20 protein-coding genes are annotated in these 20,190 nt (G+C 72.1%); 11 read left to right on the top strand and 9 right to left on the bottom strand.

The genetic code is table 11. From position 1 onward, the window contains the following. Positions 1-40 precede the first annotated feature (40 nt). Genes KLO01_RS14430 through rimO form a run of 3 tightly spaced genes read right to left on the bottom strand, consistent with a single transcriptional unit; the run spans position 41 to position 2,573 of the window. The gene (locus KLO01_RS14430; RefSeq protein ID WP_147066368.1) at positions 41-514 is read right to left on the bottom strand and encodes a CinA family protein; all 474 of its coding nucleotides are present in this window, start codon (positions 512-514) and stop codon (positions 41-43) included. Continuing rightward, positions 511-1,167, bottom strand: a complete 657-nt coding sequence (gene pgsA, locus KLO01_RS14425; RefSeq protein ID WP_147066367.1) for a CDP-diacylglycerol--glycerol-3-phosphate 3-phosphatidyltransferase — start codon at positions 1,165-1,167, stop codon at positions 511-513. Before pgsA ends, KLO01_RS14430 begins: the two co-directional genes overlap by 4 nt. Next, positions 1,164-2,573, bottom strand: a complete 1,410-nt coding sequence (rimO, locus tag KLO01_RS14420; protein ID WP_147066365.1) for a 30S ribosomal protein S12 methylthiotransferase RimO — start codon at positions 2,571-2,573, stop codon at positions 1,164-1,166. Before rimO ends, pgsA begins: the two co-directional genes overlap by 4 nt. Before the next feature lie 198 nt (positions 2,574-2,771). Between rimO and KLO01_RS14415 the strand changes: the two genes are divergently transcribed. Continuing rightward, a complete protein-coding gene (locus KLO01_RS14415) occupies positions 2,772-3,746 on the top strand; it encodes a hypothetical protein (protein WP_147066363.1) in 975 nt (324 codons plus the stop codon). An 18-nt stretch (positions 3,747-3,764) separates the two neighbouring features. Beyond that, positions 3,765-4,955, top strand: a complete 1,191-nt coding sequence (locus KLO01_RS14410; RefSeq protein WP_147066361.1) for a dipeptidase — start codon at positions 3,765-3,767, stop codon at positions 4,953-4,955. A 3-nt stretch (positions 4,956-4,958) separates the two neighbouring features. On the opposite strand, the gene KLO01_RS14405 is transcribed toward KLO01_RS14410, so the two are convergent. Then, positions 4,959-5,666, bottom strand: coding sequence for an ion channel (locus tag KLO01_RS14405; RefSeq protein WP_147066359.1), 708 nt, complete (start codon positions 5,664-5,666; stop codon positions 4,959-4,961). A gap of 53 nt (positions 5,667-5,719) precedes the next feature. Between KLO01_RS14405 and KLO01_RS14400 the strand changes: the two genes are divergently transcribed. Beyond that, on the top strand, positions 5,720-6,859 hold the full coding sequence (locus KLO01_RS14400) for a MauE/DoxX family redox-associated membrane protein (protein ID WP_147066357.1): 1,140 nt from the start codon (positions 5,720-5,722) through the stop codon (positions 6,857-6,859). 38 nt (positions 6,860-6,897) lie between these two features. Here the strand turns inward: KLO01_RS14400 and KLO01_RS14395 are convergent, their stop codons facing one another. The 3 genes from KLO01_RS14395 to dapA form a co-directional block, all read right to left on the bottom strand. Further along, entirely contained in the window at positions 6,898-9,639 is a 2,742-nt protein-coding gene (locus tag KLO01_RS14395; protein ID WP_246136237.1) for an FtsK/SpoIIIE family DNA translocase, read from the bottom strand. A gap of 252 nt (positions 9,640-9,891) precedes the next feature. Further along, positions 9,892-11,577, bottom strand: a complete 1,686-nt coding sequence (locus KLO01_RS14390; RefSeq protein ID WP_147066356.1) for a ribonuclease J — start codon at positions 11,575-11,577, stop codon at positions 9,892-9,894. After that, positions 11,574-12,461: a 4-hydroxy-tetrahydrodipicolinate synthase gene (dapA, locus tag KLO01_RS14385; RefSeq protein WP_147066354.1), complete on the bottom strand. Its 888-nt coding sequence runs from the start codon at positions 12,459-12,461 to the stop codon at positions 11,574-11,576. Before dapA ends, KLO01_RS14390 begins: the two co-directional genes overlap by 4 nt. 73 nt (positions 12,462-12,534) lie before the next feature. On the opposite strand from dapA, the gene KLO01_RS14380 reads away from it, so the two are divergent. Both KLO01_RS14380 and KLO01_RS14375 read left to right on the top strand, forming a co-directional pair. Then, positions 12,535-13,326, top strand: a complete 792-nt coding sequence (locus KLO01_RS14380; protein WP_147066352.1) for a thymidylate synthase — start codon at positions 12,535-12,537, stop codon at positions 13,324-13,326. Positions 13,327-13,410: 84 nt separating this feature from the next. Next, the gene (locus KLO01_RS14375) at positions 13,411-13,875 is read left to right on the top strand and encodes a dihydrofolate reductase (RefSeq protein ID WP_147066351.1); all 465 of its coding nucleotides are present in this window, start codon (positions 13,411-13,413) and stop codon (positions 13,873-13,875) included. Between the two features lie 34 nt (positions 13,876-13,909). On the opposite strand, the gene KLO01_RS14370 is transcribed toward KLO01_RS14375, so the two are convergent. Continuing rightward, positions 13,910-14,734, bottom strand: a complete 825-nt coding sequence (locus KLO01_RS14370) for an FAD-binding oxidoreductase (RefSeq protein WP_147066349.1) — start codon at positions 14,732-14,734, stop codon at positions 13,910-13,912. Positions 14,735-14,770: 36 nt separating this feature from the next. Here KLO01_RS14370 and KLO01_RS14365 point away from each other — a divergent pair, with 36 nt between their 5' ends. The 4 genes from KLO01_RS14365 to KLO01_RS14350 are packed head-to-tail and all read left to right on the top strand — an operon-like array spanning position 14,771 to position 17,146. Next, on the top strand, positions 14,771-15,496 hold the full coding sequence (locus KLO01_RS14365) for an enoyl-CoA hydratase-related protein (RefSeq protein ID WP_246136247.1): 726 nt from the start codon (positions 14,771-14,773) through the stop codon (positions 15,494-15,496). Next, positions 15,493-16,071: a GNAT family N-acetyltransferase gene (locus tag KLO01_RS14360; protein ID WP_147066345.1), complete on the top strand. Its 579-nt coding sequence runs from the start codon at positions 15,493-15,495 to the stop codon at positions 16,069-16,071. Before KLO01_RS14365 ends, KLO01_RS14360 begins: the two co-directional genes overlap by 4 nt. Then, the gene (locus tag KLO01_RS14355) at positions 16,068-16,835 is read left to right on the top strand and encodes an AzlC family ABC transporter permease (protein ID WP_147066343.1); all 768 of its coding nucleotides are present in this window, start codon (positions 16,068-16,070) and stop codon (positions 16,833-16,835) included. Before KLO01_RS14360 ends, KLO01_RS14355 begins: the two co-directional genes overlap by 4 nt. Continuing rightward, complete coding sequence (locus tag KLO01_RS14350) at positions 16,832-17,146, top strand: AzlD domain-containing protein (RefSeq protein ID WP_147066342.1); 315 nt, start codon at positions 16,832-16,834, stop codon at positions 17,144-17,146. The genes KLO01_RS14355 and KLO01_RS14350 overlap by 4 nt, the downstream gene beginning before the upstream one ends. Here KLO01_RS14350 and dapB read toward each other — a convergent pair. Further along, on the bottom strand, positions 17,143-17,886 hold the full coding sequence (gene dapB / locus KLO01_RS14345) for a 4-hydroxy-tetrahydrodipicolinate reductase (RefSeq protein ID WP_147066340.1): 744 nt from the start codon (positions 17,884-17,886) through the stop codon (positions 17,143-17,145). The two genes, KLO01_RS14350 and dapB, sit on opposite strands and share 4 nt — an antisense overlap. 179 nt (positions 17,887-18,065) lie before the next feature. On the opposite strand from dapB, the gene KLO01_RS17235 reads away from it, so the two are divergent. Together KLO01_RS17235 and KLO01_RS14340 are read left to right on the top strand one after the other, a co-directional pair. Beyond that, positions 18,066-18,206, top strand: a complete 141-nt coding sequence (locus KLO01_RS17235) for a hypothetical protein (protein ID WP_186828074.1) — start codon at positions 18,066-18,068, stop codon at positions 18,204-18,206. A gap of 122 nt (positions 18,207-18,328) precedes the next feature. Continuing rightward, positions 18,329-19,972 (top strand): hypothetical protein, encoded by a 1,644-nt coding sequence (locus tag KLO01_RS14340; RefSeq protein WP_147066338.1) that lies wholly within the window; start codon positions 18,329-18,331, stop codon positions 19,970-19,972. Positions 19,973-20,190: the final 218 nt, after the last annotated feature.

The following is a 20,190-nucleotide window of genomic DNA, read 5'->3' as shown; positions in this document are numbered from 1 at the left end:
TCGAAGACTTCCCCGAGCCGGGGTATTCCCGCGCCCGGGCTCACCCGCGCAGCAGCTCGTCGAGCAGGTCGAGGACGGCGTCGACGCTCGCGCGCCTCACCTCGTCGCGGTCCCCCGACAGCGCCAGCCGCCGGCTTTTGACGCCGCCCGGCCACGGACCGGCGGCCGCGACGAAGACGGTGCCGGCCGGCATACCGTCGGCAGGTCCCGGACCGGCGACACCGGTCGTCGCGAGACCGACGTCTGCGCCGAGGAGCCGCGCGGCCCCGAGGGCCATCTCCTCGGCCACCTGCGCGTCCACCGGTCCGACCTCGTGCAGCCGGTCGGGGTCCACGCCGAGCAGGTCGGCCTTGAGGTCGGTGGCATAGGACACGACACCGCCCCGCACGGTCTTGGACGAGCCCGCGACGGTGGTGAGGGCCGCGCAGACGAGGCCGCCCGTGAGCGACTCCGCCGTGGCCACGGTGAGCCCTTGCTCGACGAGCGTGGCGACGAGGGACTCGGCCGGGCTCACGGCTCGATGGAGTCGTCGCGCGCTGCGGCTCGTGCGGCCTTCTTGGCGAGGGCGCGCGGGCTCGTCCGCCGGAGCCGGAAGGCGTCGACGGCGTAGTCGACGCCGGTGACCACGGTGACGACGAGGGCGGCGACGAGGGTGAACCACGCGATCGCGTCGAGGGCCCCGCTGAGCGGGAGCGAGAAGCGAGGGATGACGAAGAAGCCGAGGGCCAGGGCCTGCAGCAGGGTCTTGACCTTGCCGCCGCGCCCGGCCGCCATGACGCCGTGCCGGATCACCCAGAACCGCATCGCGGTGATGCCCCACTCGCGAACGATGATGACGACGGTGATCCACCACGGGATCTCACCGATCATCGACAGCCCGACGAGGGCCATCGTCACGAGCGCCTTGTCGGCGATGGGGTCGGCGACCTTGCCGAAGTCGGTGATGAGGCCGCGGCTGCGGGCGATGTCGCCGTCGATCCGGTCGGTGACCATGGCGATGGCGAACACGCCGAACGACCACCACCGGGTGGCGGCGTCCTGTCCCTCACCCCAGAGCAGCAGCCACCCGAAGACCGGCACCAGCAGCAGGCGCAGGATCGTCAGGCCGTTGGCGATGTTCCAGGCACTCGGCGCCATGCGCGCGACCGGCGAGGGCCGCTCGCTCATGTCGGTTCCGCGACGAGGTCGATGCCCTCGGTCCCCACGACCGTGGCGATGACGGTCTCCCCCACGCGTGCGGTGACGCCGTGGACCCGGGTCGTGCCGTCGACGTCGGGTCCCTGGTGCTCGGCCCGCCCGACGACGTGGCCGTCGGGACCGTCGACCGCGTCGACCTCCTCGACGAGGACGCGCACCGTCTCGCCGATGCGGTCCTCGGCCCGCTGGGCCGTGAGCTCCTCGACGAGGTCGGTGATCCGGGCGACGCGCTCGGCGATGGCCTCCGGGGCGACCTTGTCGGGCAGGAGCTCGCCCTCGGTGCCGTCCTCGTCGGAGTAGCCGAAGACCCCGACGACGTCGAGCCGCGCGGCGGTGAGGAACTCAGCCAGCTCGTCGACCTCGGCATCGGTCTCACCGGGGAAGCCGACGATGACGTTGCTGCGGATGCCCGCGAGGGGCGAGCGACGTCGGACGTCGTCGATGAGGCCGAGGAAGCTGTCGGTGCCGCCGAAGCGGCGCATCCGTCGCAGCAGCGGCGCCGAGGCGTGCTGGAACGACAGGTCGAACCACGGCATGACCTCGGGCACGGCGACCATCGCGTCGAGCAGCCCGGGACGCACCTCGGCCGGCTGCAGGTAGGACACGCGGACCCGCTCGATGCCGTCGATGTCGGCGAGCTCGGGCAGCAGGGCGTCCATGAGGGCGAGGTCGCCGAGGTCCTTGCCGTAGGAGGTGGAGTTCTCGCTCACGAGGAAGAGCTCGCGCACTCCCTGCCCGGCCAGCCAGCGCGCCTCGTCGAGGACGTCGGTGGGGCGCCGGGACACGAACGAGCCACGGAACATCGGGATGGCGCAGAAGGCGCACCGGCGGTCGCAGCCCGAGGCGATCTTGAGCGGCGCCCAGGGTCCGCTGTCGAGACGGGCGCGCGGCGCGGAGTGACCGGGCAGCGCCACCTCCGCGGAGGCGTCCTGACGGGTCGCGGGTGAGAGCGGCAGGAGCTTGCGACGGTCACTCGGCACGTGGCTCGCGACGGTGCCGCCGTCGAGGATCGTGCGGAGGTGCGTCGACATGTCGGCGTAGGTGTCGAAGCCGAGCACGGCGTCGGCCTCGGGCAGCTCGTCGGCGAGGGTCTGGCCATAGCGCTCCGCGAGGCAGCCGACCGCGACGACCTTCTGGGTCTGCCCGTGCTCCTTGAGCGACGACGCCTCGAGCAGGCTGTCGATGGAGTCCTTCTTGGCCTGCTCGACGAAGCCGCAGGTGTTGACGACGGCGACGTCGGCCTCGGCGGCGTCGTCGACGAGCGTCCAGCCCCCGGCGGCGAGTCGGCCGGCGAGCTCCTCGGAGTCGACGTCGTTGCGGGTGCACCCCAGCGTCACGACTGCCACCGAACGTGAGGTCGTCTCGGGTGCTGGCATGCACCCACTCTAGTTGCGCCGGGTGGCCCTCCCCGACGCCGCCACGGCCACCACCGCCGATGCGCCACGCGGGGCCCGTGCTCGGCCGCCACGACCTCTCGGCAAATTTCCAGAAAACCCTATGCACCGCAGGTCAGAGCGTGGATACTCGCCCCGACTCCTGTCACCTTCACTTCTCTCCACCAAGGGGCCCCCACCATGTCCAAGAAGGCAAACTCCGCCCTCGACCGTCGTTCCGCGATCCGGGTCGGCGCCGTCGGCGCGGCTGCGACCGCCGCCACCGTCGGCACCGTCGCGACGGCGTCCAGCGCCTCCGCTGCCGCGGGCCAGGCCATCCTCGCCGGCCGCGCCAACGGCGCCGGCGCCGCGGGCACGACGCTCGTGAGCAACGGCTCGGCCATCACCCTGACCGTCAAGAACACCGGCACGGGTGCGGCGGCCTACTTCTTCGGCCAGAACAACAACGGCTTCGCCGGTGGCACCGGCGCGGGCACCAAGTACGGCCTCTCCGCCGCCAACACCGGTGGCGCGGCCACCGGCGCCGGCCTGGCCGCCAGCGGTGTCAACAACACCGGTGTCCTCGCCAACACGGGCAACCTCGACCGCTTCGCCGTCGAGGCCACGAACCTCTCGACGAGCAACTCGGGCGAGGGCTCCGGCGGTGGCCTCTGGGCCGACGGTGGCGAGGGCGTCGGCATCGCCGCGATCTCCCCGATCGGCGTCCCGGCCGTCGTCTCCATCGGCGACCTCTACTTCATCGAGGGCCACGAGGTCGTCGAGACCGCGGGCGGTGCGGTCGTCTACGGCGTCACCTCCGCCATGGGCCCCGAGGTCGTCTACAGCACGAAGCTCACGCTCAACGGCTCCGGCGCGGCGACCTGGGACCTCACCGGTCCGGGCAGCGACGACGTCGACCTCACCGACGCCGTCTCGCTCGTGTCCGCCAACTCGGGCCCGATGCCCAACCTGTGGATCACGACCAACGGCGCGACCAACGTCATCTCGGTCGCGGGCGGCACGGCCGGCGGCACCGTCTCGGTCCGCGTCATCGGCACCCGCAACGACTGGTCCGGCTACGACGCCGCCAAGACCGGTCGTGCGGCCGGCGGCGCCCGCGTCGCCAAGGCCAAGAAGTTCGCCGGTCGCCTGGCCAAGCGCGCCAACCGCGGCTGACCCCCTTAGGTTGGGGCGATGACGTCGTCGCCCCAGCGCATCACCGACCTGCTCGCGAGCCACCCCGTCTGGGACGGTCACAACGACCTCCCGTGGGCGGCTCGCGAGCAGGTCGCGTATGACCTCGACCGCCTCGACATCGGCGGCGACGTCGCCTCGACCCACACCGACCTCCCGCGGATGCGCCGCGGTGGCATGGGGGCGCAGTTCTGGTCGGTCTACGTCGACGCCAAGTGGGCCGGCGAGCGCGCCGTCACGGCCACGCTCGAGCAGGTCGACTTCGTCCGGACGTTCACGAGCCGGTATGCCGGCCAACTGGCTCTCGCGGTCACCTCGGCCGACGTGCGCGGGGCCCGCGCCTCCGGGCGGATCGCCTCGCTCATGGGCGCCGAGGGCGGCCACAGCATCGACAGCTCGCTCGGGACGCTGCGCATGCTGCACGCGCTCGGCGTGAGGTACATGACGCTGACCCACAACGACAACGTGCCGTGGGCCGACTCGGCCACCGACGAGCCGGTGCTCGGAGGCCTGTCCTCCTTCGGCCACGAGGTCGTGCGCGAGATGAACCGCATCGGCATGGTCGTCGACCTCTCCCACGTCTCCGCCGACACGATGCGCGACGCCCTCGCCACCACCGCGGCGCCGGTGATGTTCTCGCACTCCTCGGCCCGCGCCGTCTGCGACCACCCGCGCAACGTCCCCGACGAAGTGCTCTCCACCCTCGCCACCAACGGTGGGCTGTGCATGGTCACCTTCGTCCCCAAGTTCATCTCGCCCGCCGTGCGCGAGTGGGACCTCGAGGCGGCGGACGCCGCGGCGGCCGAGGACGTCCACTGGGCCGACCACACGGCATACAGCGCGTTCATCGCACGCTGGAAGGTGAGCCACCCCCAGCCGCGCGCCACCATCGACGACGTCGTCGCTCACGTCGAGCACGTGCGCGAGGTCGCGGGCGTGGACCACATCGGACTCGGCGGGGACTACGACGGCGTCGGCCAGCTGCCGACCGGCCTCGAGGACGTCTCGGGCTACCCGCGGCTGCTCGAGGCGCTCGCCGACCGCGGCTGGTCCGACGACGACCTCGGGCGGCTCACGTGGAGCAACGCGCTGCGCGTGCTCGAGGGCGTCGAGGAGACCGCGCACGACCTGTCGGACCGCGGTCCGAGCCTGGCCCGGATCGAGGACCTCGACGGGGTGGCCGGCGCCTGACCGTCAGCGCTGGTTGCGCATCACGGTGAGCGCGACGAGGCGCGAGATCACCATCGCGACGTACATGACGCCGCCGAGCTGCTCGATGATCGACACCGCCCGTGCCTGCGGGCCCACCGGCAGGACGTCGGACAGGCCCACGCTCGTGAGGTTGGCGCCTGAGAAGTAGAGCAGCTCGAGGAAGTCGCGCTTGTCGCCGGCGCCGTGGCCGATGAAGGACCCGGGCCACATCTCCTGGACCGCGAGGAAGAGGTAGGCGAACGCGAAGAGCAGGACGGTGAACGCCGCACCCACGGCGAACAGCTCGTCCTTGGTCACCCAGGCGTCCTCGAACATGTAGGAGACGAGCCCGTATGCCGTGTAGAAGTAGAAGAGCGACAGGGCCGTGTGGGCCAGCGCCACGACGAGGGTGTTGTCGGCCGAGATCGAGGACCAGACCTCGAGCACCCCGGCAGGCAGGCCGAGACCGACGGAGAGCCAGGTCAGCGCGGGCGTGCTGCGGACCGTGAAGACCGCGACCGTGAGGGCGCACAGGCTGAGGACGGTGAGGGCGACCCGGCCGTACTCGAGGTCCTGCAGCCAGGGCAGCAGGATGATGACGACGAGCTGCACCCCGAGGAGGAACGCCGACGGCTGCTTGCGGAGCACGGCCCGCCACCGCTGGGCGCGGGTCGGCGGCTCGCGCAGGTCGTCCCAGAGCGTCGTCTCCATGGGCGTCACTCTAGGCGCGTACAGGAGGCGTGGGCCCGACCTAGGATGACGACATGCACCACGTCGCGTGGGTCGTCCCACCCCTCGTCCTCGCGGCCGTGCTCTGCTTCAGCGCCGTCACCAAGGTCGGCAAGGGCGAGTCGCTGCGCAGCATCGTGCGCAACCTCCACCTCTCCGACCGGATCCTCCCGAAGCCCCTGGCGCGGGCGATCCCCGGACTCGAGCTCGTCCTCGCGCTGTTCCTCGTCGGCACCACGCAGCCGCTCTTCACCGTCACCGCCGTGGCCTGCCTCGTGCTTATGCTCGTCTACTGGGCGCTCATCGCGCGCGGGCTGACGCTGCACCCGCGCCCGTCGTGCGGCTGCTTCGGACAGGCGGGCGAGCACCAGATCACGGGCCGGACACTGCTGCGCAACACGCTCCTCGTCCTCGCCGCGGCGGCCACGGTCGCCCTGGCGGTGTCGGGACGCACGACGCTGTCGCTCCTCGGCGACGCCACCGCCGGCGACTGGTGGTGGCTCGCGCTCGCCGCCCTGGCCTGCACCGTCACCGGGCTCGTGCTCGGCGCACCGCGCTCCGACGCAGCGGTCGTCGCGACCCCGGACCCGGTCGGCCGGGACGACCTCGTCGCCGGCGACGCGTGGGACGACGGCGACTACGTCCGTACGCCCACGCCGCGACTGGTGGTCCACGACCTCGCCAGCGGCCCGGTGACCCTGCACGAGCTCTCCGCCGAGCGCGCGCAGCTCCTCGTCTTCGTCAACTGCTACTGCGCCTCGACCCGCGAGGCGATGGCACAGGCCACCGCGTGGGACGCGCGCTTCGACCTCGTCGACGTCCGGCTGGTGTTCTCGATCCCGATCGTCGACTCGCTCGGCCCGCCCCCTGCCGGCACGCTGGTCGACCACGCGGGACTGGCGTGGGAGGCGTTCGGGTTCACCGACTCCCCCAGCGCCGTCCTCCTCGGCATCGACGGCCACCTCGCCGGCGGTCCGGTGTCGGGCTCCGACGAGGTCCTCGAGCTCCTCGACGAGGTCGCCGAGGTCCTGCGCGAGTCGCTGCCCGAGCCGACGGCGCCCGCCACCCACGGCGTGACCGCAGGGCCAGCCCCGCACGGTGACGACGCCGGGCACCACCACCACGAGGCGCAGGCCCGCCTCGTCGAGGACGGACAGCTCACCCGCGATCGGTGAGCACCGGTCACCCGGTCGACCCCGGCGCCCGCTGGGGCTCACCGACGTCCGGTGAGCTCCCAGGCGTCCTCGCTGTCGTCCTCGTCCTCGTCCCACGCCTCGGCCTGCGGGCGGCTGGCGAGGTCGTCGGCGACGGCGTCCGAGCCGTATCGGTCGTGCGCTGCGGCCTGCGGCTGCGCCGTCCCCGCGTCCGCCACCTGTGACGGAGTGGAGTCGTCCTCGAACCCGTCGGAGGCCTCGTTGTCGAACGCCGTGTCGGTCTCGGGGACCTCGTCGCCGCGCAGGAGCGCGAGGGTCGTCGGCAGGTCGTCGGGGCGCACGAGCACGTCTCGCGCCTTCGAGCCCTCGGATGGGCCCACGACCCCGCGGGACTCGAGCAGGTCCATGAGGCGGCCGGCCTTGGCGAACCCGACGCGCAGCTTGCGCTGGAGCATCGACGTCGACCCGAACTGGGTCGTCACGACGAGCTCCGTGGCCTGCAGCAGCAGGTCGAGGTCGTCGCCGATGTCGTCGTCGAGGTCCTTCTTGGGGGCGACGACGGCGACGTCCTCGCGGTAGGTCGGCTTGAGCTGACCGGTCACGTGCGCGACGGCGTCCTGGATCTCGGACTCGGTGACCCAGGCGCCCTGGACGCGCATCGGCTTGCTCGCGCCCATCGGCAGGAAGAGCGCGTCGCCCTGTCCGAGGAGCTTCTCGGCACCCGGCTGGTCGAGCACGACGCGGCTGTCGGCGAGCGAGGACGTCGCGAACGCCATGCGGCTCGGCACGTTGGCCTTGATGAGACCGGTGACGACGTCGACGGAGGGACGCTGCGTCGCGAGGACGAGGTGGATGCCGGCGGCACGCGCCAGCTGGGTGATGCGGACGATGCACTCCTCGACGTCGCGCGGGGCGACCATCATGAGGTCGGCGAGCTCGTCGACGACGACGAGGAGGTACGGGTAGGCCTGGATGACCCGCTTCGACCCCGGCAGGGGCTGGACCTTGCCGGCCTTGACCGCCTTGTTGAAGTCGTCGACGTGCTTGTAGCCGTAGGCCGCGAGGTCGTCGTAGCGGGCGTCCATCTCGCGCACGACCCACTGGAGGGCCTCGGCGGCCTTCTTGGGGTTGGTGATGATCGGCGTGATGAGGTGCGGGATGCCCTCGTATGCCGTGAGCTCGACCCGCTTGGGGTCCACGAGCACCATGCGGACCTCGTCGGGGGTGGACCGCATGAGGATCGAGGTGATCATCGAGTTCACGAAGCTGGACTTTCCCGAACCCGTGGCACCGGCCACGAGCAGGTGGGGCATCTTCGCGAGGTTGGCGATGACGTAGCCGCCCTCGACGTCCTTGCCGACCCCCATGACCATCGGGTGGTGGTTGTCGCGGGCGACCCGGCTGCGCAGGACGTCGCCGAGGCAGACCATCTCCTTGTCCGGGTTCGGGATCTCGATGCCGATCGCCGACTTGCCCGGGATGGGACTGAGGATGCGCACGTCGGCCGAGGCGACGGCATACGCGATGTTCTTGGAGAGCGCCGTGACGCGCTCGACCTTGATGCCGGGGCCGAGCTCGACGATGTATCGGGTCACGGTCGGGCCGCGGGTGAAGCCCGTGACCTGTGCGTCGATGCCGAACTCGTCGAGCACGGTGGTCAGCGACTCGACCACGCGGTCGTTGGCCTCGGAACGCTCCTTGTGGGGTGCGCCCTGCTTGAGCACGGAGTTGTCCGGAAGCGTGTAGGTGACGTCGCCTGCGAGCGAGAGCTGCTCGACGCGCTGCGGCAGCGGGGTCGTCGGCGGGGCCTCGAGTCGGGTCGGCTCGAGGGGAGCCTTGGCGGTCGCCGACGGAGCGAGGACGCCGGGAGCCGTGGGGCGCTTCTCCCCGGGACGGGGGGCGCCCTCCTCGACGTCCGCGGTCGGCGCGACGCGGCGGGTCTTGCGGCCCTTGGTGTCCTCGTAGTCGACGATCGCGGCCTGCTCGTAGGCCTCGTCACCGACCAACGGCTCGTCGGTCTTCGCGCGCGAGCGGCGCGGCTTCTTGACCGGGACCTCGTCGGTCACGTCCTCCTCGGCGTATGCCGGGTGCCCCAGGAGCGTGGCGCGCAGCTGGTCGAGACGGTCCGGGATCTCGTGCACCGGGGTGGCCGTGAGCACGAGCAGGCCGAAGATGCCGATGAGGATGAGGAGCGGGATGGTGCCGTAGATCGAGACGGCGGCCTCGAGCGGGCTCGAGGCGAGGAAGCCGATGATGCCACCGGCCGCGCGCATGCCGTCGGCGCCGGCCGGGGGCTCCGGGATGCCGGCCGCGACGTGGGCGATGCCGCACGTGGCGAAGGCGAGGACGGCCGTGCCGATGCTCATCCTGTTGGTCGCGGGGTGCTCGCGCGGGGTGCGCCACAGGTGCAGGCCGAAGAGCAGCAGGACGATGGGCAGGGCGTAGCCGACCCGGCCGAAGGTGCCGGCCACGACGGCGTGCGTCGCGTCGCCGACCATGCCGGCGAGGCCCCACCACTCCCGGGCGGCGACGACGACCGCGAGGGCGATGAGGGTGAGTCCGGCGCCGTCGCGGCGGTGCTCGGGCTCGAGGTCCTGACCGGCGTGCGAGACCTTGCGGGCCGTGCCTCCGGCGACGTGGGCCAGACCCATCCACGCGCCGCGGACGGCGGCGACCGGCATGGGGGTGCCGCCCTTGGCGGGGGCCTTCTTGCGCGTCGTCGTGCGAGCAGGGGCCCGACGGTTCGCCGGACGGGAGGATGCCGTGCGGGAGCGCGCAGGGGTCGTCGAGCGTGAGGCCATGGTCCGCACCCTAGGCCAAAGTCACCTCAGACACACGCGTCACACGCGCACCACCCCGGGCCCGCAGCATTATCGGGTCACCCGATAATGCTGCGCTCGACCCGAGTTGGCATGCGGGGTCGAGCGGCCCTTTCTCGGGTCACCCGATAATGCTGTCGTCGGGACAAGTGGTTGGTGTGGCTGGTGTGGCCACTGGGGTGGGGCCGTGACGCTTCGATGACGACGGGTGGGCCCACGGAGTCAGCGAGGTGGCTACGCCTCGATGACGACGGGGATGATCATCGGGCGGCGACGGATCTTGCGACCGACCCAGCCACCGACGGTGCGCCGCATGACCTGCTCGAGCTGGTAGGTGTCGGACACCCCCTGGGCCGTGGCCTCGTCGAGCGCCCGCGTGAGCTGGGGCATGACGTCGTCGAAGACCACGTCGTCCTCGACGAAGCCGCGGGCGGTGATCTCCGGCCCGGCGACGATCTTGCCGCTCGTGGAGTCCATGACGACGATGACGGAGACGAACCCCTCGTCGCGCAGGATGCGCCGGTCCTTGAGCAGCGTCTCGTCGGCCTCGCCGACGGAGGAGCCGTCGACGTAGACGTAGCCGCACTCGACCGCGCCGGCCACCTTGACCTTGCCGTCGAACAGGTCGACGACGACGCCGTCCTCGACGACGACGACGCCCTTGGGGTGCACGCCGGTCGCGAGGGCGAGGTCGGCGTTCGCCCGAAGGTGGCGCCACTCTCCGTGGACCGGCATGACGTTGCGCGGCTTGACGATGTTGTAGCAGTAGAGGAGCTCGCCGGCGCTGGCGTGACCGGAGACGTGAACCTTGGCGTTGCCCTTGTGCACGACGTCGGCGCCGAGCCGCATGAGGCCGTTGATGACGCGGTAGACGGCGTTCTCGTTGCCCGGGATGAGCGAGGAGGCCATGAGGACGGTGTCGCCCGTGCCCACCTCGATCTGGTGGTCGCGGTTGGCCATGCGGGACAGCGCTGCCATCGGCTCGCCCTGGGACCCGGTGCAGATGAGCGTCACCTTGTTGTCCGGCAGGTCGCCGAGCTTCTTGAAGTCGACGAGGATCCCGTCGGGCACGTGGAGGTAGCCCAGCTCGGCGGCGATGCCCATGTTGCGGACCATCGAGCGCCCGACCATGGCGACCTTGCGGCCGGACTTCTCGGCGGCGTCGAGCACCTGCTGGACGCGGTGCACGTGCGAGGAGAAGCAGGCGACGATGATCCGGCGCTTCGCGTCGCGGAAGACGCGGTCGATCGCCGGCGCGATGTCCTTCTCGGGGGTGGTGAACCCGGGCACCTCGGCGTTGGTGGAGTCGGTGAGGAAGAGGTCGACGCCCTCCTCGCCCAGCCGCGCGAAGGCGCGCAGGTCGGTGAGGCGCCCGTCGAGGGGCAGCTGGTCCATCTTGAAGTCGCCGGTGTGGAGCAGGGTGCCGCCGGACGTCCGGACGAACACCGCGAGCGCGTCGGGGATCGAGTGGTTGACGGCGACGAACTCGCAGTCGAAGACGCCGAAGCTCTCACGGTCGCCCTCCTTGACGGAGAACGTGTAGGGCTTGATCCGGTGCTCCTTGAGCTTGGCCTCGATGAGGGCCAGCGTCAGCGTCGAGCCGACGAGCGGGATGTCCGGCTTGAGGCGCAGTAGGAACGGGACGGCGCCGATGTGGTCCTCGTGACCGTGGGTGAGCACGATCGCCTGGATGTCGTCCAGACGGTCCTTGATGTAGCTGAAGTCCGGGAGGATGAGGTCGATGCCCGGGTGGTGGTCGTCGGGGAAGAGGACGCCGCAGTCGATGACGAGCAGCTGGCCCTTGTGCTCGATGACCGCCATGTTGCGGCCGACCTCGCCGAGACCGCCGAGGGCGACGACGCGCACGCCTCCGTCCTTGAGCGGTGCGGGCAGGGACAGCTCGGGGTGGGGGTGGCTCATCGCAGGCCTGCTTCCACGAGACCCGAGCGCAGGGCCTCGAGGTGCTCCGGTGGTGACTCGACGAGTGGCAGACGGACGAAGGCCGACTCGATGACGCCGAGCTCGGCGAGCGCGGCCTTGGCCATGATGGCGCCCTGTGAGGGCGTCATGATCGCGTCGACGACGGGGATGAGGCGCTGGTGGATCTCGCGCGCGGTCGCGAGGTCGCCGGCGTCCACGGCGGCGAGCATCGCGGCATACTCCTTGCCCGCGACGTGGCCGACGACGGAGACGCAGCCGACGGCCCCCTGGACGAGGTGCGCCAGCGTGAGGACGTCGTCACCGCTGAACCACAGCAGGTCGGTCGCGGCCATGACGTGGGTGGAGGCCCACAGGTCGGCCTTGGCGTCCTTGACCGCGAGGATCCGCGGGTGGGCGGCGAGCTCGACGAGCGTCTCGGTGCTGAAGGCGACACCGGTGCGACCCGGGATGTCGTAGAGCATGATCGGCAGCTCGGTCGAGTCCGCGACGGCGCGGCAGTGGGCGAGGAGCCCGGCCTGCGTCGGCTTGTTGTAGTACGGCGACACGAGCAGCAGCGCGTCGGCGCCGACCTCGACGGCGCGCTCGGCCATCTCGATGCTGTGCGCGGTGGAGTTGGACCCGACACCGGCGGTGACCGCGAGGCGGCCGGCCGCGGCCTCGACCACGATGCGCACCGCGTCGATGCTCTCGTCGTCGGTGAGGGTGGCCGACTCCCCCGTCGTGCCGTTGACGACGACGCCGTCGTGCCCACTGGCGACGAGGTGCTCGACGACGGCACGCACGCCCACCTCGTCGAGGGATCCGTCGGGGCGCATGGGTGTGACCATGGCCGTGATGACCCGGCCGAAGGGGTTCGTCGTCATGGGCCTCAGGGTAGTCGCTGCTGTGCGGGCGTCGTCCCGACGCCGACGGTGCTCGCGGTTACGCTCTGGAACCATGCGCCAGTACCTCGACCTCCTCGACCGCATCCTCGACGAGGGCGTCGACAAGTCCGACCGCACGGGCACGGGGACCCGCTCCGTCTTCGGCCACCAGATGCGGTTCGACCTGTCCGAGGGCTTCCCCGTCGTCACGACCAAGAAGCTGCACCTCAAGTCGATCATCGGCGAGCTGCTGTGGTTCCTGCGCGGCGACACCAACGTCCGCTGGCTCCAGGAGCGCGGCATCTCGATCTGGGACGAGTGGGCCGACGAGCTCGGCGACCTCGGCCCCGTCTACGGGCACCAGTGGCGCTCCTGGCCCACCCCCGACGGACGCCACGTCGACCAGATCGCCAAGGTCATCGCGTCGATCCGCACCAACCCCGACAGCCGTCGCCACATCGTCAGCGCCTGGAACGTCGCCGACGTCGACGACATGGCGCTGCCGCCGTGCCACGCGCTGTTCCAGTTCTACGTGAGCAACGGGCGGCTCTCGTGCCAGCTCTACCAGCGCTCGGCCGACGTCTTCCTCGGCGTGCCGTTCAACATCGCCTCCTACGCCCTCCTCACGATGATGGTCGCCCAGCTCACCGACCTCGAGCCCGGCGAGTTCGTCCACACCCTCGGCGACGCCCACCTCTACTCCAACCACCTCGAGCAGGCCCGCCTCCAGCTCACCCGCGAGCCGCGCCCGCTGCCGACGATGCGCATCACGCCCAAGGCGGCCATCGACGACTACGACCTCGGCGACTTCGAGCTCGTCGGCTACGACCCGCACCCCGCGATCAAGGCCCCCATCGCGGTCTGAGCCACGGCGGACGTGGGCCGCGCGCCCACGGCGCGCACCCGGCATACCGTGACGTCGTGCCGTCCCCGCCCCTAGGGTGAGCCCATGACCCAGGTGACCCTCATCGCGGCGGTCGGGCGCAACGGCGTCATCGGCTCGGACAACGACATGCCGTGGCACCTGCCGGAGGACTTCGCGTTCTTCAAGCGCACGACGATGGGCCACGCGATGGTCATGGGGCGCAAGACCTTCGACTCGATCGGCCGGGCGCTGCCGGGTCGCCGCACCATCGTCATCACGCGGCAGGCCGACTGGCGCCACCCCGACGTCGAGACCGTGCACTCGCTCGACGACGCGCTGGGGCTCGCGGGCCCGGTGGGTGAGGTCTTCGTCGCCGGTGGTGGGGAGATCTACGCGCAGGCGATGCCCTTCGCGCACCGGCTGCTCATCACCGAGGTCGAGCAGGAGCCCGAGGGTGACGTGACGTTCCCCGAGATCGACCCGGCGGTGTGGCACGAGAGCGCGCGCGAGGAGCGCGACGGATTCGCCTGGGTGACCTACGAGCGCTGACGCACGGGCGTCCGCGGGACCAGCGGTATGCCGTTCAGCCGGCGGACGTGGCGGGCTTGCGGGGGTCGACCGGTCCGGTCGAGGTGAACCGCTCGCGGTGGATGTGCTCGGCGGCGACACCCTCTCCCCCGAGCCAGGCCTCGACGTCGGCGATGAGCCCCTCCGGACCGCAGAGCCACCAGTCGTCGACCTCCTCGAGGCCGCCGACGTCGGCGAGGACGCTGCGCACGACGAGCGGGTCGATCCGACCGTGCCGCACCCCGTCGACGCGCTCACGGCTGAGCACGTGCTCGACGCGCAGCCGGCCACCGGACGCGTCCGCCAGCTCGGCCGCCTCGCGCCCGAGGACGGTCGACTCGCGGGTGCGGTTGGCGACGACGAGGTCGACGGTCGAGCCGGGGTGCTGCTCGAGCGCGGCGGCCGCGATGGCGAGGACGGGCGTGATCCCCGACCCGCCGACGATGCCGACGTGGTGGCGCGGACCGTCGGCGTGGTCGAGGACGAACTCACCGAGCGGCGGCAGGACGCCCATGACCTCGCCCACGCGGACCTCGTTGGCCAGCCACGGCGACATGCGCCCGCCCTGCACCGCCGCGGCGGCGACCCGGATGACCCCCTCGCGACGGGCCCGGCTCGGCGGCACCCAGATCGAGTACGACTGGCGCACGTCCTCGCCCCCGACGAGCGCGCGCAGCGTGACGTACTGCCCCGCCTCGTAGTCGAGGAAGCCGGGCATCTCGCTCACGTCGAACCCGATCGAGACGGCGTGCTCGGCGACCGGATCGACCTCGGCGACGGCGAGCGGCCGGAAGGTCGGGTGCGGCTTCGAGGGACGGCGCAGCAGGGACACGCGCCCCATCCTCACAAACGTCGTCCCGTTAGGCTCGACCGCGTGATGATTTCCTCACGCACCACCGACCGGGTCACCGTCCTCACCCTCGACCGTCCGGAGCGGCGCAACGCGCTCAACCACGACGCGCTCGACGAGCTGGAGGCGGGGATCGTCGACGCCGTGGCGCAGTCCCGCGCGCTCGTCGTCACGGGTGCCGCCGGCCACTTCTGCGCCGGCGCCGACCTCACCGAGCTCGAGGACGTGAGCTTCACCGACCGGCTCGCCGAGGTCCTCGACCTGCTGTCGCGGGCCCCGATCACGACCGTCGCGGCGATCTCGGGGTCCTGCATGGGGCTGGGCATGCAGCTCGCCGTCGCGTGCGACCTGCGGGTCGTCACCGACGACGCCGCGTTCGCGGTGCCCGTCGCCCGGCTGGGCCTCATGGTCAACCACTGGACGCTCGAGCGCGTCACCCGCTTCTGGGGCGAGGGCGCCGCGCGCCACATGGTCCTCACCGGTGCCGTCCTCACCGCCGACGACGCGTGGCGGCTCGGCTTCACGCAGGTGCGCGGCGACCTCGACGCCGCCCTCGAGCTGGCCCGGCGCGCCGTCGACCTCGCGCCGCTCACCCAGGCCGGGTCCAAGCTCGGCTTCGACACGCACGGTGGCGACCACGCCGACGTCGCCCGCTACGAGGCCGCCTTCGCGACCGCCTGGTCGAGCGATGACCTCAGCGAGGGACGCTCGGCCTTCCGCGAGCGCCGGACCCCGGAGTTCCAGGGCCGATGAGCCACGACCACTCGCACGAGCCCGGACCCGTCGCCGACGCGAGCGTCCGGACCGCCAAGCCGACCGACGCACCCGCCGTGGGTGTCGTCCAGTCCGCGGTCTGGACCCAGGCGTATGCCGGCCGCGTCCCCGACGACGTCGTCGCCCTCTTCGAGGCCCCCGCCTTCGCCAAGGCGTGGCGGCAGTCCCTCGAGAACCCGCCCGAGGGCGTGCACCGGCTCCTCGTGGCCCGCGCCGGCGAGCAGGTCGTCGGCTTCGCGGCGATCGGCCCGAGCCAGGACGCCGACGCCGGACCGGCTCGCGGTGAGGTGACGGCCATCGGCGTCCACCCGGGCGCACGACGGCTGGGCCACGGCTCGCGCCTGCTCAACGCCTGCGTCGACACCCTGCGCGGCGCCGGCGCCGACGACGTCGCGATCTGGGTGCTCGCCGACGACGAGGCCACCCGCGCGTTCCTCGCCGACTCCGGGCTCGGCCCCGACGGCGCCTGGCGCGACCGCGTCGTCTCCCCCGACGGCTCCACCCTGCGGGAGGTCCGCCTCGTCGCCTCCCTGGCGACGGACGACCCCGAGTGACCAGTGGGGCCGCCGACGCCGAGGGCGAGCAGGCGGCGGCCGGCGGGCACACGGCATACGCGCCCCTCGAGCACCACACGCGCCGGGCCGTCGTCCGGCAGTCGCTCTCGATCGGCCTGGCGACGGGGGCCTACGGCATCAGCTTCGGCGCGCTCGGGGTCGCGTCCGGGCTGAGCATCCTGCAGACGATGGCTCTGTCGGTGCTGCTCTTCAGCGGCGGCTCGCAGTTCGCGCTCGTCGGCATCCTCGGCGCGGGCGGCACCGGCTCCGCGGCCGTGGCGACCTCGACGCTGCTCGGTGTGCGCAACGGGCTCTATGCCCTCCAGACCTCACGCATCCTCGACGTCCGCGGGCTGCGCCGGCTCTGGGCCGCGCACCTCACCATCGACGAGTCGACCGCGGTCGCGGTGGGCCGCGAGGACCGGCGGGCCGGCCGGCTCGGCTTCTTCGTCACCGGGGTCGCGGTCTTCGTCTGCTGGAACCTCATGACGCTCCTCGGTGCCGTCGTCGGCAACGCGCTCGGCGACCCGCAGCGGTGGGGCCTCGACGCCGCGGCCGCCGCGGCCTTCACGGCGCTGCTCTGGCCGCGGCTGCGCAGCCGGGACGCCGCCGCCACGATGGTCCTCGCCGTCGCGATCGCGCTGCTCACCTCCCCCGTGCTGCCGGTCGGGGTGCCCGTCATCCTCACCGTCGTGGCCGCGGTCGTCGTCGGCCTCTCCGGCGGCGGACGGCACGAGCGACGGGCCGAGGTGGACGAGTCATGAGCACCTGGACGGTCGTGCTGCTCGCCTCTGGACTGGCCTACGCCACGAAGCTCGCGGGCCACCTCGTGCCGGAGTCGTGGGTCGAGGGGCCGAGGCGCAGCCGCGTCCTCACGCTGCTGCCGGTGGCCCTGCTCTCCGGACTCGTGGCGATCCAGACGTTCGGTGGCAGCGGCGGCTCGCTCCACGTCGACGCGCGGCTCGCCGCCGTGGGCGCGGCGGTCGTGCTGCTCCTGCTGCGGGCGAACTTCCTCGTCGTCGTCATCGGCGCGGCCGTCGTGGCCGGCGTCCTGCGCGCGATGGGCTGGGGCTAGATCCCGAGGTAGTGCTCGAGCCCCACGGTGAGACCGGGGTGCTCCCCCACCTTGCGCACCGCGGCGACGACCCCCGGCATGAACGAGACCCGGTCGAAGGAGTCGTGCCGGATCGTCAGCATCTCGCCGGTCTGCCCGAAGAGGACCTCCTGGTGCGCGACGAGGCCACGCAGCCGGACCGAGTGCACGGGTATGCCGTGTGCCCGCGCCCCGCGCGCACCGTCCGGGTCGCTCGTGGTCGCGTCGGGGACGTCGGCGAGCCCGGCCCGGTCGCGGGCGGCCCCGATGAGCTCGGCGGTGCGGGCAGCCGTGCCCGAGGGGGCGTCGACCTTGTCGGGGTGGTGCAGCTCGATGACCTCGGCCGACTCGTAGAACTCGGCTGCCTTGCTCGCGAACGCCATCATGAGCACCGCGCCGATGGCGAAGTTGGGGGCGATGAGGACACCGACCTCGGGGTGGGCCTCGAGCCGCGTGCTCAGGTCGGCGAGCTTCGCGTCGTCCCAGCCGGTCGTGCCGACGACGACGTGCACGCCCCGGTCGACGCAGTGTGCGACGTTGCCGGCCGAGGCCGCGGGGACAGAGAACTCGACCACGACGTCGGCGCCGGAGAGGTCGCCGAGGTCGTCACCCACGTCGAACCTCCCGACGAGCTCGAGACCGTCGGCGGACTCCACCGCGCGGCACACCTCCGAGCCCATGCGACCGGATGCGCCGATGACCGAGACCTTCGTGTTGCTCACCCCCGAACTGTAGCGACGGGTCGGGCGCCCCCTCGGGGTGCGGGGTTCGCGACGGCGCGACCCGCGCGTCTCACGGGCTCGTTCACCTTCTGTTCATCTTTGCGCTACCCTTGGGTGAACAACAGGTGAACGGCCCGCACGGTGCCGTCCCACGTCCCAGGCATGCAGAGGAGCCACCCATGAAGAAGGTCTCGACGACCGCCACGGGCCCGGCCTGCCTGACGATGCGCTGGGTGCCGGTCACCGTCGACGGCCGCACGCGGATGGAGATGCGCTGGAGCGCGCCCGCCATCGTGCGCCGCGTCCCCAAGGCGTCCTGACTCCCCCACCCGACGCACCCCGTCCCCGGGGCCTGTGGACGACGGCCGGCTGACGCCGCCTCTCACTGGCACACTCCTGCGAGGAGGATCCGGGCAGGGACCCTCGTGACGGACGGGGACACATGAAGAAGGCGCTGGCCACCCTGGTGGCGTTCGTGGGGCTGGTGCTCGCCGGCGTCGGTGTCGCGGGCATCGTGCTCGTCGGCAGCGACGACGTGGTCGACTCCCCGACCACCACCCTCAGGCTGGGCGGGGCGAAGGCGGTCGTGTCGACACCCGGCCTCCTCGCGTTCCGCGACACCACGATGCGGGTGAGCGCCCGTCGCGACGGGGGTCGCGTCTTCCTCGGCCGGGCGCACCCGATCGACGTGGGCAGCTACCTGAAGGACGTGCCGACGTATGCCGTGACCCGGGTCGGGCCGTCGGGCCTGTCGGGCGAGGTGGTCGAGGGCAGGGCCACGGTCGTGCCCGCGGACCCGACGGTGCAGACGTTCTGGACCGACAGGACCACCGGCACGGGCACACGGTCCCTCTCTCTCGACCTCGACGGCTCCCCCACCGCCTGGGTGATCGTCCCGCTCGGACAGGGTGGCGATCTCGAGGTGACCAGCGGGATCGTGGTCCCCCACGGCTTCGCCCTGTCCGTCACGGCGCTCGTGGGTGGCGTCCTCGTGGCGGCCGGTGGCCTGCTGCTGCGTCGCCGTCAGCGCCGCCGGCACCACTCTTCGGTGTCGCGCGACGTCGGCGACCCGGCGCCCCCGGCGCGGGCCGGGCGCCGGCCGGCTCCGCTGCTCGCCCTCGCCGTCATCCCGACGATGGCGGGCTGCGGACTGGCGCCGACCCAGGTGCAGGCCTGGCAGCCCGACACCCTGACCAAGCCCGCCCTGACGCGCCCCGAGGCGGTCGCGGCGATGAAGGCCTACGACGCCCGCAACACCGCGGCCACCAGGACGGCGTCCACGACGTTCGACGCCCGCGCGTGGCAGCAGGTGGACACCGGCATCGTCTTCGCGAGCGACCAGTACGCCGCCGCCCACAACCGCCTGGTCAGGCCTGCAGCGACAGGTCAGGGCACGACGACCGTCGACCGCGTGTTCGCACCGTCCTTCGGTGCCTACCCGATGTACGCGCTCGTCGCGGGCACCGAGACGTGGAAGGTCGTGCCCGCGCCGAAGGCACCGGCCACACCCACTCCTCCGGCCGAGGTGCTCGTCGCCATGAAGCGCGAGAGCGTCACGACGCCCTGGCGCAAGATGGCGTCGTCCCCGGCACCGAGGAAGGCGCTGCCGCAGCCGCTCGACACCGCTGCCGTCGGAGCGCGCCCGACCGACACCACCCAGGTGCTCGCGGCCGTCGCGCGGGTCACGACGAAGCTCAACACCGGCAGGGGTGCGGTGGCGCTGCCCGAGAACGTCGCCGACTTCCTCGCCGGGTGGCGCACGCCGAAGTCCTACCTCGCGTCGTCCAGGGCGATGGCGACCCTGTGGGCGCCCGACGAGAAGGACCAGACCTCACCGGTTGGCTCGGTCCAGGTCGCGAGGACGGCGAGCGGGCACGTGGCGCTCGTCAGCTATCTCGTGCGGGTGGACTACGTCGCCAAGCCCGGCCAGAGCGTCTTCTTCGAGAACACGGAGTTCGCCGCCGTCATCGGACAGTCCGGGAGCCGTGACGCGCTGCGCTTCCGAGCAGCCCTGACCCTGGCCGTGACGATCGACGACAAGGGCGTGCCGACGGTCGTCGGCGGGGACGTCGACAGCCTCATCTGAGCGGGGCGCGCCGCGCAGCAGGACGGGACGGGACGGCATACCCCTCGTCGTGGTCCCGTCACGTTCCGGAAGGAACGCCCGCGCCCCTCGTGCCGTGGACGGCTCGTGCGTCCACCGAACGGGCCATTTCCGCCAAAGCCCCTGAAGGCAGGGCGCTTCGATGGGAAAGTGGCTCAACAGCACGGCCTGCCTCGTCGGCCGCGCTCGGAGGAAGGCGG

The sequence above is a fragment of the Knoellia locipacati genome (genome assembly GCF_007992835.1).
In the GTDB taxonomy this organism is placed as follows: domain Bacteria; phylum Actinomycetota; class Actinomycetes; order Actinomycetales; family Dermatophilaceae; genus Knoellia; species Knoellia locipacati.
This window is presented reverse-complemented; position numbering and strand designations above follow the sequence as displayed.

Excerpts from the sequence above, each read along its gene's own strand:
- pgsA (WP_147066367.1), bottom strand. The coding sequence starts at position 1,167 with ATGAGCGAGCGGCCCTCGCCGGTCGCGCGCATGGCGCCGAGTGCCTGG.
- rimO (WP_147066365.1), bottom strand. The coding sequence starts at position 2,573 with ATGCCAGCACCCGAGACGACCTCACGTTCGGTGGCAGTCGTGACGCTG.
- KLO01_RS14415 (WP_147066363.1), top strand. The coding sequence starts at position 2,772 with ATGTCCAAGAAGGCAAACTCCGCCCTCGACCGTCGTTCCGCGATCCGG.
- KLO01_RS14410 (WP_147066361.1), top strand. The coding sequence starts at position 3,765 with ATGACGTCGTCGCCCCAGCGCATCACCGACCTGCTCGCGAGCCACCCC.
- KLO01_RS14405 (WP_147066359.1), bottom strand. The coding sequence starts at position 5,666 with ATGGAGACGACGCTCTGGGACGACCTGCGCGAGCCGCCGACCCGCGCC.
- KLO01_RS14400 (WP_147066357.1), top strand. The coding sequence starts at position 5,720 with ATGCACCACGTCGCGTGGGTCGTCCCACCCCTCGTCCTCGCGGCCGTG.
- KLO01_RS14395 (WP_246136237.1), bottom strand. The coding sequence starts at position 9,639 with ATGGCCTCACGCTCGACGACCCCTGCGCGCTCCCGCACGGCATCCTCC.
- KLO01_RS14390 (WP_147066356.1), bottom strand. The coding sequence starts at position 11,577 with ATGAGCCACCCCCACCCCGAGCTGTCCCTGCCCGCACCGCTCAAGGAC.
- dapA (WP_147066354.1), bottom strand. The coding sequence starts at position 12,461 with ATGACGACGAACCCCTTCGGCCGGGTCATCACGGCCATGGTCACACCC.
- KLO01_RS14380 (WP_147066352.1), top strand. The coding sequence starts at position 12,535 with ATGCGCCAGTACCTCGACCTCCTCGACCGCATCCTCGACGAGGGCGTC.
- KLO01_RS14375 (WP_147066351.1), top strand. The coding sequence starts at position 13,411 with ATGACCCAGGTGACCCTCATCGCGGCGGTCGGGCGCAACGGCGTCATC.
- KLO01_RS14370 (WP_147066349.1), bottom strand. The coding sequence starts at position 14,734 with ATGGGGCGCGTGTCCCTGCTGCGCCGTCCCTCGAAGCCGCACCCGACC.
- KLO01_RS14365 (WP_246136247.1), top strand. The coding sequence starts at position 14,771 with ATGATTTCCTCACGCACCACCGACCGGGTCACCGTCCTCACCCTCGAC.
- KLO01_RS14360 (WP_147066345.1), top strand. The coding sequence starts at position 15,493 with ATGAGCCACGACCACTCGCACGAGCCCGGACCCGTCGCCGACGCGAGC.
- KLO01_RS14350 (WP_147066342.1), top strand. The coding sequence starts at position 16,832 with ATGAGCACCTGGACGGTCGTGCTGCTCGCCTCTGGACTGGCCTACGCC.
- KLO01_RS17235 (WP_186828074.1), top strand. The coding sequence starts at position 18,066 with ATGAAGAAGGTCTCGACGACCGCCACGGGCCCGGCCTGCCTGACGATG.
- KLO01_RS14340 (WP_147066338.1), top strand. The coding sequence starts at position 18,329 with ATGAAGAAGGCGCTGGCCACCCTGGTGGCGTTCGTGGGGCTGGTGCTC.